The 15,500-nt window shown below is 39.3% G+C and carries 10 protein-coding genes; 6 read left to right on the top strand and 4 right to left on the bottom strand.

What is annotated here, in order from left to right; all coding sequences use genetic code 11:
* Positions 1 to 151 precede the first annotated feature (151 nt).
* The 3 genes from QZ738_RS01530 to pbpC all read left to right on the top strand — a co-directional run bounded on the left by QZ738_RS01530 (position 152) and on the right by pbpC (position 8,989).
* Positions 152 to 5,743, top strand: a complete 5,592-nt coding sequence (locus QZ738_RS01530) for an alpha-2-macroglobulin (RefSeq protein WP_293783499.1) — start codon at positions 152 to 154, stop codon at positions 5,741 to 5,743.
* A 112-nt stretch (positions 5,744 to 5,855) separates the two neighbouring features.
* Positions 5,856 to 6,407: a transposase gene (locus QZ738_RS01535; RefSeq protein ID WP_293783502.1), complete on the top strand. Its 552-nt coding sequence runs from the start codon at positions 5,856 to 5,858 to the stop codon at positions 6,405 to 6,407.
* Between the two features lie 209 nt (positions 6,408 to 6,616).
* On the top strand, positions 6,617 to 8,989 hold the full coding sequence (gene pbpC, locus QZ738_RS01540) for a penicillin-binding protein 1C (RefSeq protein WP_293783507.1): 2,373 nt from the start codon (positions 6,617 to 6,619) through the stop codon (positions 8,987 to 8,989).
* Between the two features lie 687 nt (positions 8,990 to 9,676).
* Here the strand turns inward: pbpC and QZ738_RS01545 are convergent.
* Entirely contained in the window at positions 9,677 to 10,366 is a 690-nt protein-coding gene (locus QZ738_RS01545) for a lysoplasmalogenase (RefSeq protein ID WP_293783509.1), read from the bottom strand.
* A 383-nt stretch (positions 10,367 to 10,749) separates the two neighbouring features.
* Between QZ738_RS01545 and QZ738_RS01550 the strand changes: the two genes are divergently transcribed.
* On the top strand, positions 10,750 to 11,100 hold the full coding sequence (locus QZ738_RS01550; protein WP_293783512.1) for a hypothetical protein: 351 nt from the start codon (positions 10,750 to 10,752) through the stop codon (positions 11,098 to 11,100).
* On the opposite strand, the gene QZ738_RS01555 is transcribed toward QZ738_RS01550, so the two are convergent.
* Positions 11,101 to 11,601, bottom strand: a complete 501-nt coding sequence (locus tag QZ738_RS01555) for a very short patch repair endonuclease (protein ID WP_293783515.1) — start codon at positions 11,599 to 11,601, stop codon at positions 11,101 to 11,103.
* A 378-nt stretch (positions 11,602 to 11,979) separates the two neighbouring features.
* Here QZ738_RS01555 and QZ738_RS01560 point away from each other — a divergent pair, with 378 nt between their 5' ends.
* Positions 11,980 to 12,684: a phosphatase PAP2 family protein gene (locus tag QZ738_RS01560; protein WP_293783518.1), complete on the top strand. Its 705-nt coding sequence runs from the start codon at positions 11,980 to 11,982 to the stop codon at positions 12,682 to 12,684.
* Here QZ738_RS01560 and QZ738_RS01565 read toward each other — a convergent pair.
* A complete protein-coding gene (locus QZ738_RS01565; protein WP_293783521.1) occupies positions 12,681 to 13,289 on the bottom strand; it encodes a Crp/Fnr family transcriptional regulator in 609 nt (202 codons plus the stop codon). The two genes, QZ738_RS01560 and QZ738_RS01565, sit on opposite strands and share 4 nt — an antisense overlap.
* Before the next feature lie 180 nt (positions 13,290 to 13,469).
* Between QZ738_RS01565 and QZ738_RS01570 the strand changes: the two genes are divergently transcribed.
* Positions 13,470 to 14,162, top strand: a complete 693-nt coding sequence (locus tag QZ738_RS01570) for an HAD family phosphatase (protein WP_293783572.1) — start codon at positions 13,470 to 13,472, stop codon at positions 14,160 to 14,162.
* Positions 14,163 to 14,232: 70 nt separating this feature from the next.
* Here QZ738_RS01570 and QZ738_RS01575 read toward each other — a convergent pair whose 3' ends face one another.
* Positions 14,233 to 15,405, bottom strand: a complete 1,173-nt coding sequence (locus QZ738_RS01575) for an aldose epimerase family protein (RefSeq protein WP_293783524.1) — start codon at positions 15,403 to 15,405, stop codon at positions 14,233 to 14,235.
* Positions 15,406 to 15,500 lie beyond the last annotated feature (95 nt).

The following is a 15,500-nucleotide window of genomic DNA, read 5'->3' on the forward strand; positions in this document are numbered from 1 at the left end:
TCGTTATAATTTTCAACATTATTTCATTAAGCATTGATTTTAGTTAATTTTCTGATGAAATATGGTCTTTCAGTAAAAACAGGAATAATTACGGCATAGCAATTGCTCGAAACGCAGGATTATATCTCATTTATCTTAACGAATTTCATACATGGAACAACCATCTACCTACCAATCATCATCCAAAAGGAAATTTATTTTTATCGGCTTGCTTGCTGTTTCAATAGCTGCAATTGCATTGATCTATTTCAATAGAAAAAAGAAAAGCAACGAAGAAAACCAGGCTTACGCGAAATACATTGAAGCTTATACTTCTGGTACCATCTCTAAAAAAAGTTTCATCCGTGTACACCTGGCTAATGCTGCAACAGGCATGCAGGATCTGGGCAAAGCAGAGACGCGCGAGCTTTTTGACTTCTCCCCTTCCATCTCCGGAAAAACCTATTGGATAGATCCGCAAACGGTTGAGTTCAGACCTGATGAAAACCTTAAACCAGGTAAACATTATGAGGCTACCTTTAAACTTTCGGAAGTTTCTGCTACAGAAAAAGGTCTGGAAGATTTTGATTTCGAATTTAAAGTGATTACACCGGGGCTGATGCTCACTCAAAACGGATTGGTCTCTCAAAATAATACGTCATTGGATTATATGAAACTCAGCGGTGAAATAGCCACTGCTGATGTGGAAGAAACGAGTAAAATAGAAAAAACACTTTCACTGGATTTTAATCAGAAACTAAACATTAAATGGCAACATGATCCGGCGAAAAACAGTTCGAAATTTACTGTAGATAGCATCAAAAAGACCGGCAGCGATCAGACGTTAAAAATAGAATGGGATGGTGATGCCATTGATGCAGATCAAAAAGGTGAAGTAGAAGTTCGCGTTCCGGCAATAAACAAATTTGAAATTCTGGATATGAAAGCTATTCAGGGAGAAGAAGATTATGCATTGGTACAGTTTTCTGAACCGATTGGTGTGGGACAGGATTTAACCGGTATGATTACCCTGGGCAATCTGAGCGATCTGCGGTATACTATTGATGCCAGTCAGGTTAAAGTTTATGCACCAGAAGAACTGAAGGGCAATTATGCGCTTAAAGTAAATACCGGGGTGGAGAATATCAATGGGAAAAAACTGTCTGATGGCAAAATGGCCAATCTTGTTTTTGAAGATAAACTACCAGCGGTGACCATTGCGGGTGCCGGTACCATTTTACCGAACTCCGGAAAGCTGGTTTTACCTTTTGAAGCGATTAATCTAAAAGCTGTTGATGTTACGGTGATTAAAATATACGAAAACAACATTCCGCAGTTTTTCCAGACCAATAGTTACAAAGATGGTAACGAACTACGCCGGGTGGCCAAACCTATTCTGCAAAAAACGGTACGCCTGGATGAAGATAAAGCGCTTAACCTTCATAAAAAGAACCGTTTTACACTTGATCTTGATAAGATGATCCGTACGGAACCCGGAGCCATGTACAGGGTTACTATTGCATTCAGGCAGGAATATAATGCCTTCAATTGTAAAGCCGGGGAAGATAAGGCCAATGGTACTGATGAAGAAAGCGAATACGATGACTACGAAGGTTATGGTGAGAAAATAGATGAGGATGATGATTTCTGGCAGCGTTACAACAATTATTACCCTTCTAATTACAGGTGGAATGATAAAGACAATCCTTGTACATCATCCTTTTATACCAGCCAGCGCTGGGCCAGCAGAAACTTAATTGCTTCAAATATAGGTTTGGTGGCCAAACGCGGTAATGATAACAGCATGCTGATTGTGGCAACCGATCTGTTAACGGCCAAACCGTTAAGTAGTGTAAACCTCGAATTAATGGATTACCAGAAACAGATCATTTTTACCACCAAAACTGATGGCGATGGTTTTGCCAGGTTCGACCTGAAACGCCAGCCATTTTTATTGATTGCTAAAAATGGATCGGAACGTGGCTACCTAAAATTAGACGATGGCAGCTCATTGCCATTAAGCAGATTTGATGTGGGCGGCGATGTTGTACAAAGTGGATTAAAAGGCTTTATTTACGGAGAACGCGGCGTCTGGAGGCCAGGTGATAGTGTATTTGTTTCTTTCGTTCTGGAAGATAAACTTAAAAAACTTCCGGCCAATTATCCGGTAACCATGGAGCTTTATAACCCTAAAGGTCAACTTTATAAGAGACTAATAAATGGCAAGCCTTTAAATGGGTTTTATACCTTTAAAACCGCGACAGAAAACACTGCGCCAACAGGTAACTGGATGGCCAAAGTTAAAGCCGGAGGTGCTACTTTTAGCAAAACCCTAAAAATTGAAACGGTAATGCCAAACCGCCTGAAAATTGATTTCAACATTGGTAACAGAACATATTTAAGTGCAGGCACTTCTTCCGCTACCCTATCGGCGAGGTGGCTGTTTGGTGCTGTTGCGCAGAATTTAAAGGCTAAGGTGGATGTAAACTTAAATACCACCGAAACCAAGTTCAAAGGTTTTGAAGGTTTTAGTTTCGATAACCCCACGGTTAATTTCGAATCGCAGGTTAAAACTATTTTTGAAGGTACTTTAAACCAGAATGGTACCGCTCAGATTAATACCAACCTTAATGAGAACAATACTGCGCCTGGTGTGTTGAGGGCGAATTTCACCACTAAGGTTTTCGAACCTGGAGGTAATTTCAGTATTGATAATTTTAGTATTCCTTATCACGTGTACAACAGTTATTTAGGTATCCGTACCGAAAAAGGCGACCGATTAAGTGGTATGCTGGTTACCGGAAAAGAACACAAGGTGGAAATTGTAAATGTAAATACCGACGGTAAATTATTGAATGGTACCAAAACCGTTACGGTAGAATTATATAAAACCCAATGGCGCTGGTGGTGGGAACAGGATGACCAATATACGTATGCAAATTTCACCCAAAATCAGTACAATAAATTAATTGAAAGTCATCAGGTAAATTTACTTAACGGAAAAGGAAGCTGGAATTTGCGCGTTGATGAACCGGAATGGGGACGTTATTTAATTCTGGTACGTGATGCAAACGGCGGGCATGTTACAGGAAAGTCGGTTTATATCGATTGGCCGGGTTGGGCACAACGTGAACAGGGCAGTAATCCAACAGAGGCCTCTATGTTATCTTTTACAGCTAACAAAGAAAAATTCACTGTTGGAGAAGATATTACCTTAACCATACCTACGGGTAAAAATGGAAGAGCACTCATTTCGATTGAAAATGGCAGCCGCGTATTAAAAACGTTCTGGGTAGATACGAAAGCAGGCCAGACACAATTTAAATTCAAGGCGGAGAAAGAGATGGCACCTAATGTTTTTGCGAACATTACGTTACTGCAACCGCACGCACAAACCGTTAACGATTTGCCAATCAGGATGTATGGGGCTATCCCGCTTTCTATAGAAGATCCGCAAACCATATTAAAACCGACCATTAAAATGGCCGATAAAATTAAACCGGAAACTGAAAACACCATCACGGTAGGCGAACAGAACGGCAAAGCCATGACTTACACCATCGCCCTGGTTGATGAAGGTTTACTTGATTTAACCCGGTTTAAAACCCCAGATCCGCATGCTGCATTTTACGCCCGCGAAGGTTTAGGCGTTAAAACATGGGATTTATTTGACTACGTACTGGGTGCATGGGGTGGAAATTTAGAACGAATTTTAAGTATTGGCGGTGATGGCAGCATCAACAAAAATTTAAATCCGGCAAAAGCTAACCGTTTTAAAGCTGTAGTCAAATTTATGGGACCATTCACGATTGGTAAAGGCGAAAGTAAAACACACAAATTTAAATTACCACAGTATATTGGTGCGGTAAGGGCTATGGTAGTTGCCGGACAGGATGCGGCATATGGTTTTGCAGAAAAATCGGTCCAGGTTAAAAAGCCTTTAATGGTTTTGGCCACCCTGCCGAGGGTTATTGGCCCGGGTGAAAGTTTTACCTTACCGGTAACCGTATTTGCTACAGAGAAAAACCTTAAAAATGTATCGGTACAACTGCAGGCAAGTAATTTAATTGTTCAGGGTACCAGCAAGCAACAACTTTACTACAAGCAAACCGGCGAACAAATGGCCTATTTTGAGGTTAAAGCACCCAATACCGTAGGTATTGCCAAAGTGAAAGTGATTGCACAAAGCGGAGCCGAAAAAACAGCTTATGATGTAGAAATGGATATTAGAAATCCAAACCCCTACATAACTAATGTAGTTTCTGCAACCGTTCAGCCTCATACCAAATGGACTATGAACTATTTACCGATCGGAATGACGGGTACCAACTCTGGTTCGCTGGAGGTCTCTTCTATCCCGGCAATTAACCTGGGCAAAAGATTGAGTTACCTGATTCAATATCCGCATGGCTGTATCGAACAAACTACATCGGGCATATTCCCTCAGTTATTTTTAGATCGGTTGAGTCCGCTGAACGAACAACAGAAAGCTAAAACAGAAAAAAATATCAAAGCTGGGATAAACAGGCTCAAAGGTTTCCAAACTCCTGATGGTGGTTTATCTTACTGGCCTGGAGAAGGCTCATCTGATGAGTGGGGCAGTAATTACGCTGGTCATTTTTTAATAGAGGCTCAGAATGCTGGTTACACCTTGCCAGTTGGTCTTTTAGACGAGTTATTGCGCTTTCAAAAATCGAAAGCCACAAACTGGGCACCAAACAGCAATAATTTTTATGGCGGCGATTTATCGCAGGCCTATCGCTTGTACATGCTGGCACTGGCTAAAAAACCGGAAATGGCTGCCATGAACCGTTTAAAAGCCTTCCAATATTTATCTGTAGCGGCGAAGTGGCGCCTGGCAGCAGCTTATAAACTGGCTGGCCAAAATGACGTGGCTCAAAATATGATCAGAGGTTTGGATGCTACCATTCAGCCATACAAACAACTTGGTGGAACGTATGGTTCTGATGTGCGTGACGAAGCTATGATTTTAGAAACGTTAACCCTACTTGGTCAGAAAGCAAAAGCCGCCGGCTTACTGCAGCCATTGGCAGCCAAATTGGGCGAAAACACCTGGTACAGCACACAAACCACCGCTTATAGTTTGTTGGCTATCGCTAAATTCTGTGGTGCTAACCAATCGGCTAATAAGCTGCAATATCAATATGTACTAGACGGAAAATCTGCACCTGTAAATTCAAATCAATATCTCAATAGCACACCGGTAACTTTTAAAGGAAATACGGCTTCGGTTACTAATAATGGAAATAATGTGCTTTTTGTTCGTTTGGTTTTAGAAGGACAACCGGTTGCTGGTCAGAATAATTTCTTACCTAACCGTCCTGATGTTTTGGATATGAGCGTGACCTACAAACGTTTAAATGGAAAAATTCTGGATCCTGCTACGCTTAAACAAGGAACAGATTTTTATGCTGAAGTTACCGTTAAAAATCCAGGTAGGATGGGATACTACGAACAAATGGCACTAACCCAGATTTTCCCTTCTGGATGGGAAATTATCAATACCCGTGTAAATGATAATCAGAGTATCTTAGCTTCATCGCCTTTTACCTATCAGGACATTAGGGATGATCGCGTTTTTACCTATTTTAATATACGGGAAGGCGAAAGTCTGGTGTATAAGGTATTGCTCAATGCTTCTTACCTGGGCAAATACTATTTATCGGCCGTTCAATGTGAAGCCATGTATAACAACGATATATCGGCCACTGAGCCTGGAAAATGGGTACAGGTGGTGAAATAGGATCTTGCTAATGGTTCGTGGAGACACGAACCCTGGCGACTAAAAAAAGAGACTATCATTATTCACCGTTATTGGTCGTAGCGTCTCGCTAAGACTTAATCGTATATTATAGATGGGAAGAAAGTATAAATTTCACGATAATTCTAAACTTTATTTTGTGACCTTCACTGTTGTTGATTGGATTGATGTGTTTACAAGACAAGAATATGCAGATATTATTTATGATAGTTTAACATTTTGCCAAAAGGAAAAAGCATTAGATCTATATGCATATTGTATTATGACAAATCATATTCACCTCATTATTGGAACCAAAAAGGAAACGCTATCTGGTATTGTAAGAGATTTCAAAAGCTTTACTTCTAGGCATATCAGGAAGGCCATAAAAAATAGCAATACTGAAAGTCGAAAGTTGTGGATGCTGGAAATGATGAAAAAATCAGGAAGTAAAAATGAAAGAAATAAGGACTTTCAATTTTGGCAACAACATAACCATCCAATAGAACTAGATAATAATGTAATTTTAGATCAGCGCTTAAATTATATACACCAAAATCCCGTCAAAGCTGGATACGTAGAAAATGAAGAAGATTGGCTTAACAGTAGCGCAGGCGATTATCATCAAATTAGAAAAGGACAGGTTGAGGTTATCATTATTGAATGAAAATAAAAAAAACATGTCGTAGCGAGACGCTACGACTAGGATAGAGACAAGGACCATGGCGATGTTTGAGATCTGAAACAAGATATCTCAAAATAATGTGCTTATTAAATGCTAAAAACCTGCTTGAGGATCCGCACCATAATGAACAAATACTAAAAAATAAGTTCCGCTCCGTATCTTCACTGGCCGAATTTTATATTTCAAATTAAATGAACAAACTCCCGAAAGCTTTCCTCCTTACTGATGTTATCTGTTTTGCATTGCTTTTGGCTTTTCTCTTTTCATTACCGTCAAAACTTTTCCAGACGCCTACCTCTTATGTTATTGAGGCCAGCAATGGCCATTTACTAAGCGCTGCAATTGCCAGCGACGGGCAGTGGCGATTCCCTGTGGCAGACAGTGTCCCAGTAAAATTTAAGGATTGCATTATTGCTTTCGAAGATAAAAGATTTTATAAGCATTTTGGTGTAGATGTATTGGCCATGAGCCGGGCCATGCGACAAAACTGGCGGGCAAAAAGTGTGGTAAGCGGTGGCAGTACATTAACGATGCAGGTCATCCGTTTATCCCGAAAAAAAGACCGAACCATTTGGCAAAAATTTTTGGAAGTAATTTTAGCTTTCCGTTTGGAAATAAAATATTCGAAAGCAGAAATTATAGGTCTGTACGCAGCCAATGCACCATTTGGAAGTAATGTAGTAGGCTTGGAAGCGGCAAGTTGGCGATATTATGGTCGTGACGCTAAAACGCTTTCGTGGGGTGAGATGGCCACTTTGGCCGTTCTTCCCAATAGTCCGTCGCTGGTTCATCCCGGAAAAAATTCATCCAGACTTGTCAAAAAAAGAAATGATCTGTTGGATAAGCTGGCCGAGTTAAAATACATCGATCAGGCCACAGCCAATTTATCCAAACTGGAACCTGTTCCAGGCAAGCCTATGCCCCTGCCCCAAAATGCCCCACACCTGTTAAACCGTTTTAAAGCGGAACGAGGGAATCTTCAAATCCCTTCTACCAGAATTACATCTACATTGGATGAAAACATACAACTAAAAGTTAATGCCCTGTTAAAAAGATATCAGAACCGTTATCGGGCAAATGACATTAACAACATTGCGGCGTTGATACTCGATACCAGGACCGGCCAGGTGGTAAGTTATGTAGGCAACATCTATCAGCCGGAAAATACCGGATTGCAAAGCCATGTGGATATGATCAAGGCACCGCGAAGCCCAGGTAGCACCTTAAAGCCGATACTTTACGCGAGTATGATGAATGATGGCTTTATATTGCCGCATACCTTAATTCCAGATATCCCTACTCAAATAGCGGGTTACTCCCCACAAAATTATGATCTGGGCTATGATGGTGCTATTGCTGCCGATAAAGCACTGAGCCGTTCCTTAAACATCCCCGCAGTGAAAATGTTGCAGCAATATAAATATGAACGATTTTACGATAAATTAAAAAAATTGGGGATAGGCACATTGAATCAGCCTGCAGATCATTATGGCTTATCATTAATTTTAGGTGGCAGCGAAGTTACGATGTGGGATCTGGCCAATACCTATATGGGTATGGTGCGCACCTTGAACCACTTTAACACCTATAAGGGACTTTACAATCCACAGGATTATAAACCGGCAACTTACTTTACTCATCAAGCTAAAGAAGAAAAAGACTATCAGCGCAATTCATTCTTAGACCATGGCGCCATATGGGCAACCTTTAATGCCATGGAAGAGGTAATGCGCCCTGGTGATGAAGGGTTGTGGGAACAATTTTCTTCCTCACAAAGGGTAGCATGGAAAACGGGTACCAGTTTCGGTTTCCGCGATGCCTGGGCCATAGGCCTAACACCTGATTATGTAGTATGCGTTTGGGTAGGTAACGCTGACGGTGAAGGCAGGCCGGGACTGGTAGGAATAGAAGCGGCTGCACCGGTGCTCTTTGATATTTTTAGGTTATTACCCAGTGGTAAATGGTTTGAAATACCCACCACCAAACTTAAAAAACTTCAGATATGTAAACAAAGCGGCTACAAAGCAGGAGAATATTGCACCGAGATAATGCAAGAACTCGTTCCTGTTGCCGGAGAAAAAACAGCGGTTTGTCCTTTTCACAAATTGGTTCATTTAGACAAAACTGGTAATTACCGGGTTACAGACCAATGTGAAAGTCCAACACAAATGCAACATAAAAACTGGTTTATTTTACCACCAGCTATGGAATATTATTACAAAATCAAAAATAGCGACTATAAATCGCTTCCCCCTTTTAAAGCTGGCTGCAACCTTTCGGGCGGAAATACCGTTATGGAAGTTATTTACCCTAAAAATAATGCGATCGTTTACATCCCATTAGAACTGGATGGATCAAGAGGTAAAATTGTGATCAATGCCGCACACCGAAATCCAGGTATTAAAATATACTGGCACATTGATAATGAATACGTAAGCACTACCACCAATTTTCATCAATTGGCCATCAGTCCGCCGCCTGGTAAACATACCTTAACCCTGGTTGATGAGAATGGAGAGCGGCTGGTGCAAACTTTTACAATTTTGGATAAAGAAAAGAATTAAGGTAATTTTTTTGTGTTCATTGATGTGATACAAAAAAATAGCTAAAACGATAACATTGAATATTAACATCTGAAAATGAGTGACTTATGCCGAATTATGACTGATATCCAGATAATCCCCCTGCGCTCCGGGTTATTCCGCTTTATCGCTTGCACCTTGCAGGCGGGGGGGTAGAAACAAGGGTTGCGTAACCTGCAATCCCACAAATTAAATGTTTTTTGCCCCAAAAAAATCAGCTGATTTACCATATAAGACTTGTAGAAAATATAAGCCTATATGATTTTTATATTTCTTTCACGGTTTAATTATAGCAGGAAATGAGCGTTCGTGGTTCTTAGAGACTTTTGGTCCCGCTATCGCTTATAGTCCTCCCCCATGGAATTGGAATCCGGGCTATTCCGCTTTATCGCTTGCCCGTTGCAGGCGGGGGTTTAGTAACAAAGGTTTCTGCTACCTGCTGCAGCTACAGATGAAATACCTCATGGGCTATTTAGCCCTGGTTGAAGCGGTACCCTGCAGCAACGAGGCACGAGGAAGCGAAGCGTACAAGCGAAAAACAGGAAGATCCTTTTTATGCTGCACAAGCCTTGCGCTCCTAATAATAAATCACCTTTCAGAAAAGCCAAACAGTTCCAAAAAAGCTGGAGAAAAGCACTTGATTAATACATATATCACTCAATACCTATCTTAAACTTCCGTTCTGGTCACCACCAACTGCCGCGAAATTGTTCCATACACCATTAGATACTGTGCAATCATATAGGTTGCCATCACTAAAGCTCCACCCTGTGGAATAGGTTGAGCAAACTTATTAATAGCCAGAATGCTATCTGAAAGCAAGAAAAATAATGCTCCATAAAAAATGAGTTTGAAGCTGAAAATATTTACCTTACCATAGCGATTGAAAGCCATAATAGCCATAACGGTAACGATAATGGCATACATTAAAACAGGAAACTGCATGGGCCCTAATTTAGGCTGTAAGTAGAAGAACAAACCTGAACAAAAAATGGCAAAGGCGCCTACAACCCATAAAAAATAAGGTGTTTTATGATTAGGATTTGATTTATGATCAAGCGTAAATGCCCTGATGTAAAAAATGTGGCAAACTACAAAGGCTATTAATCCATAAACAAAAAAACTTGTTTTGTCATTTTGAAACATCAGCAGGATATCGCCAATCCACGCAAAAATTAATCCTGTAAAAATCCGCTTGTGAAAACGTCCTCTTAAATTTGTGCCAACATAAAGCCATATTAACAGTACAGCTGCAATTAATAGCTTAACAAAACGCAGCTGAATATGATTGGTATATTCTGTATATAACTGAATTACAAATACGAGAAAAAATATAAAGGAGAACAATTTTGTTTTCATCAGTGCGGGGATTTGCCTTATACAAATTTAAAAACCAAATTACGGATATTAACTGGATACACACAAAAATTACCCGATAACCAATCGGCAATTTTAAAAACAAAAACAACAAAGCACCAAACAGCAACCTCAGATCCTTAAACCTGATTTGCCCTACTCCCTGTTCCAATAAGGAAAAAACAAACGCAAGAGCAAGCGAAGCCTGTTACATATTATGATATAAAAACAAGATTGAGGAACCGGCAACCTAAAGCTGGCAAAAAACTGACCAATGTAATATTTATGCTTCTTTGGCTTTAGTTATTGATTTTAATCAAATTCACCTTAACTTTGAAAGGCATCACTAATGTATGTGCAAATGCACCCATTAAATCTTCCCTTCTATGAAGAATTTATCCTTACTTATTTTGCTAATTGCCACGGCACTTTATGCTAAGAGCCAAACAATGGTATTAACCAAAGATGTGGCTCAATATATCGGTAAGAACGTATCCATCTGCGATTCTGTGTACAGCACAAAAGCTTTAGATAAATTAACGCTAATTAATTTGGGAGGTGCATACCCAAAAGAGCTAATTACTATTGTGATCAATAAAGAAGATGAGCGTAAATTCCCCTCTGAGCCGGCTAGTATGTTTATGGGAAATAATATCTGTGTTACCGGAGTGGTTTCGGATTTCAAAGGCAGAAAACAGATTTTAGTTACCGATCCGAAGCAGATTGTGGTAAAATAATCAATTATCAAGTTGTGGTATCGTTGACGCTTTGGCAGCTTCGATATAAAGGAAAACCTGATTAATGCAAGCAGTTAAATGTTCATTCACATCATGTTCCCAAAACCGCATTACGGTATATCCTTTAGCCTCAAGCTGTTGATTAACATATCTATCGCGTTGCATGTTCCGCTCAATCTTCGGAATCCAAAAACCAGAATTTGTTTTTATAGTAGATTTCCTTTCATCCCATTTGTAACCGTGCCAAAAATCGCCATCAACAAATATGGCCAGCCTGTATTTATTGATCACTACATCTGGCTTGCCTGGAAAATTTTTAGGATGAATCCTGAACCTAATATTTTTAGCCCAAAGTGCCTGACGCAATTTTAATTCCGGCAAACTATTTTTTGCCTTAATTTTCGCCATATTTTTGCTTCGCTGCGTAGTTGTATAAAAACCAGCGCTTTCTTCAAAGCGGGGAACTTTAATATCTTCTTCCTGATATGGTTTGGGCTCCATGATCATGATAACCCTTGATAAATGCAAATTGTTTAGAATGCTGTTACAACGAAACAAAAGGTAACAACCTAAGCACCTCCTTATTTTGAAGGAGGTGGGCTTGGGCCGAAGCGTTAATACAAAAAGTATAATTTGAAATAAATTGCCGAAAGGTGAGCTTTTTCAGTTGGCAGAATTCAATTCTGCCAACCTCATAAGCATAGATATCCTTATTATCTGAACCAAATATTAGAATTCATTTCAAGATCTCCCAATAGATTATATAGATAGGTGTATTTCCTTGATGAAACGTTCAATTTCCTTGATGAATCTTTTTGAAGTTTTCAGTTAAGTATCACTTAAATTAAAATTTACAGTTCTTGTTTATCAATTACCGTCATGGCAAAAGCCAAAACTTTTTGCATCTATTGGTATAAAATCCATAGTTTTGGTATTTATCAACTTATACCTATGCCTTTGAAACGAAATACGCTACTCTTTATACTTGCCTTACTTATTGCTGCTTTTACCTGTTTAAGTTTCTTTATCGCACAACATCCCATACTTGATTTTGACATAAAAACTTCTTTGTTCATTCAGCAGTTTCACACAGAATGGCTAGATAAATTAATGCTGGCCATCAGCTTTTTTGGCGAACTCCCCTATTCCTTGCTATCGGTCGTTATAGTGGCAATCGTATTTTATCAACAGCAATTTAAACGCGAAGGAATATTCATTTCGACTGTTCTATTATCCGGATTAATTATCCTGGGCATAAAAAATGTAATTAACCGTCCGCGCCCTACTGCATTTTACGTACGGCTGGTAGAGGTAAACCGTTTTCAAAGTTATCCCAGCGGACACGTACTCTCCTACACACTATTTTTTGGGTTTCTGATCATTTTAATGAATACACTGAAAGATGTGCCAAAGCTGACTAGAAACATAGTAACCTACACTTCAGCATTTTTAATGGTTAGCATTGCCCCATCCAGAATTTACCTGGGTGCACATTGGTTTACAGATACCGTTGGCGGCTTCCTGCTCGGATTGATCTGCCTTTACCCACTCTGCTATTTTTATTTTAAGAAGAAAAAAGATTAAGCTTTTGCCTGTAATTTTTCTTTCTTCCTTATCCTGCTTAAAGTTTCGACCCTCATCCCTAAGTAGCTAGCCAAAAATTTTAGCGGAACTCTAGAATTTATTGTGGAATAGCCGGTTTTAAACTGCTTGTACCTAATTTCGGCCGAAGGAATTCGTGATAGGACAGAGCGCTCTTGCGACAGGTGGTAATGTATAGCCAACAACTTTCTGGCTAAAATGTTGGTTTCGGGAAATTGTTCATACATATCGTCAATAAAACGATACGGGAGAATCAGTAATTCTGACTCTTCCAATGCCTGATAATGTTCCTGGTAAGTTGGAATTACTGTCCCATGATTTCTGATCGTCCCCATCAGGTGATGCTCATTTATAAACCTTGCCGTAATATCTCTTCCCTCATCAAATATAAAAGCCCGTACCAAACCTTTAACAATAAAGAACAAACAATCTTCACAAATATGGCTGGCGTTAGCTAAAATCTCATTTTTACGCATGGCTATCTTAAAAGTTGCTTTCTTCCCCAGATCAGTTATTTCTTTTTTCAGGGGCTGCAGCTCATTTAAATACCTGATAAGCGCATCACCTTCATTATAGGCATCTGTCATGTTAGTTATTATGGGTTTAATCGTGAAATGATGAATCCTTAAGATGATCCAAAAGATGAAAACGAGCTTAACTGCCAAAAATTACATTTGAAATTATATTTTTTTATTTGCTGATTTTGGTACGTTTTGAGCATTGAATTTTATCTATTTGCTATCGAATTAACAGGTTTTAACGTAATGATGAAAAAATCTGATAATTTTGACGGTATGATACACGATAAAACCAAAGCTTTTCTTTTTGATCTTAACGGCACCATGATTAATGATATGGATTTTCATAATCATGCCTGGCACACTATACTTACACAGGATTTAGGTGCAAGTATAAGCTTCGATGCCGTTAAAAAACAGATGTATGGTAAAAATCAAGATCTGCTGGAGCGTGTTTTTGGTGTCGGCCATTTCTCGCAGGAACAAATTGATCAGATTTCCATTGAAAAAGAACACAGATATCAGGCAGCATATCGAAAACATCTGGCATTAATAGCCGGATTAGATGATTTTTTGGAAAAAGCAAAACAATCAGGTATCCAAATGGCCATTGGCTCAGCAGCCATTCCTTTTAACATTAACTTTGTGCTCGATAACTTACACATCCGCTCTTATTTTGAGGCCATAGTAAGTGCCGAAGATGTGGTGAATAGTAAACCCGATCCGGAAACCTTTAATAAAGGGGCCGAAATTTTAGGTGTTGCAGCTAACCAATGTATCGTGTTTGAAGATGCACCAAAGGGAGTTGAAGCTGCACAAAATGCCGGAATGAAGTGTGTTGTGCTGACTACCATGCACACCAAAGAAGAATTTTCTGCTTACCATAACATCATTGCCTTTATAGAAGATTATACAGATCCCGTTTTACAGAAACTTTTTTAAGATAGGATACGGCCTTTCACCACAGGCCGTATCCATCAGCTAAATTTCATAACAATACGGTTGCAATAACTTATTTGCTAAATTTATATATTGAACTTGTTTTATACACCTGGCCTGGTTTCAAAACCGTTGATGGAAAAGCGGGCTGATTGGGTGAATCAGGAAAGTGTTGCGTTTCCATGGCAATTGCAGTCCTGAAATCATCTTTAGCGCCACTTTTAAAGGTGTTTTTACTTTGCATAAAATTTCCGCTATAAAACTGCAAACCGGGTTCCTGCGTATAAATATCCATGATGATGCCCGACTGGTCTCCTTTCACCGTGGCTGCATGAAACATGCCCATTCCTTTGGTATTATTAAGCACATAATTGTGATCATAACCTTTACCAAACGTTAATTGTTGGTTTTTATCGTTTATCCGTGCACCTATAGTAGTTGCCTTGGTAAAATCAAAAGGTGTACCTTTAACCTTTTCTATTTTCCCTGTCGGAATCAAAGTAGAATCAACAGGTGTATATTCATCTGCATAAATCTTAACCTCATGATTCAAAATCTCGCCGCTTCCATCTCCATTTAAATTAAAAAATGCGTGATTGGTTAAATTTACCACCGTAGTTTGATCTGTTTTCGCCTCATAGTCCATTTTCAGTTCGTTATCATCCGTCAGGGTATAGGTTACCTTAACATCCAAATTGCCAGGAAAATTTTCATCGCCGTCTTTTGACAGATACTGAAGTACTAAAGTATTGGCATTGGGCTGACTAGCGTCCCAAACCACATATTGATAGCCCTTTTTCCCACCATGCAGGGTATTTTGTCCGTTATTGGTAAAAAGTGAATATGTTTTTCCTTCCAGTGTGAATTTACCTTTTGCAATACGGTTACCAAAACGACCAATCGTAGCGCCAAAATAAGGTTCGGTAGATTTTTCATAATCGCCTATGCTTTTAAAACCCACCACTACATCAACCATTTTACCATTTTTATCCGGCATTAATAAACTAACCAGCCTACCGCCATAGTTGGTAAAAATCGCTTCTGCACCATTCTTGTTTTTCAAAGTGTACAATGCTGTTTTTCTACCGTCAATTTCCTTTCTAAAAGAATCGGCAGCTAATTTAACAACGGCTACAGATTTACTTTTTAAAGTATCTGTTGTGGAAGATTTCTGGTTCCCGGATTGGCAGGATGCAAATCCTACGGTAGCCAATACGCTCAGGCTCATCAATAATCGTGGTTTCATAAATTATATTTGGTTTAGATTTAAAATAACAGATTAATTAATCTTACAAATAAAACGATTTAGATGAACTTAAACGTATATTTACAGCAATTATT

This window comes from uncultured Pedobacter sp. (assembly GCF_913776295.1).
Lineage (GTDB): Bacteria > Bacteroidota > Bacteroidia > Sphingobacteriales > Sphingobacteriaceae > Pedobacter.

What these genes read in the sequence shown, in the direction of transcription:
- QZ738_RS01530 (WP_293783499.1), top strand. Translation starts at nt 152, where the DNA reads ATGGAACAACCATCTACCTACCAATCATCATCCAAAAGGAAATTTATT.
- QZ738_RS01535 (WP_293783502.1), top strand. Translation starts at nt 5,856, where the DNA reads ATGGGAAGAAAGTATAAATTTCACGATAATTCTAAACTTTATTTTGTG.
- pbpC (WP_293783507.1), top strand. Translation starts at nt 6,617, where the DNA reads ATGAACAAACTCCCGAAAGCTTTCCTCCTTACTGATGTTATCTGTTTT.
- QZ738_RS01545 (WP_293783509.1), bottom strand. Translation starts at nt 10,366, where the DNA reads ATGAAAACAAAATTGTTCTCCTTTATATTTTTTCTCGTATTTGTAATT.
- QZ738_RS01550 (WP_293783512.1), top strand. Translation starts at nt 10,750, where the DNA reads ATGAAGAATTTATCCTTACTTATTTTGCTAATTGCCACGGCACTTTAT.
- QZ738_RS01555 (WP_293783515.1), bottom strand. Translation starts at nt 11,601, where the DNA reads ATGGAGCCCAAACCATATCAGGAAGAAGATATTAAAGTTCCCCGCTTT.
- QZ738_RS01560 (WP_293783518.1), top strand. Translation starts at nt 11,980, where the DNA reads ATGGCAAAAGCCAAAACTTTTTGCATCTATTGGTATAAAATCCATAGT.
- QZ738_RS01565 (WP_293783521.1), bottom strand. Translation starts at nt 13,289, where the DNA reads ATGACAGATGCCTATAATGAAGGTGATGCGCTTATCAGGTATTTAAAT.
- QZ738_RS01570 (WP_293783572.1), top strand. Translation starts at nt 13,470, where the DNA reads ATGAAAAAATCTGATAATTTTGACGGTATGATACACGATAAAACCAAA.
- QZ738_RS01575 (WP_293783524.1), bottom strand. Translation starts at nt 15,405, where the DNA reads ATGAAACCACGATTATTGATGAGCCTGAGCGTATTGGCTACCGTAGGA.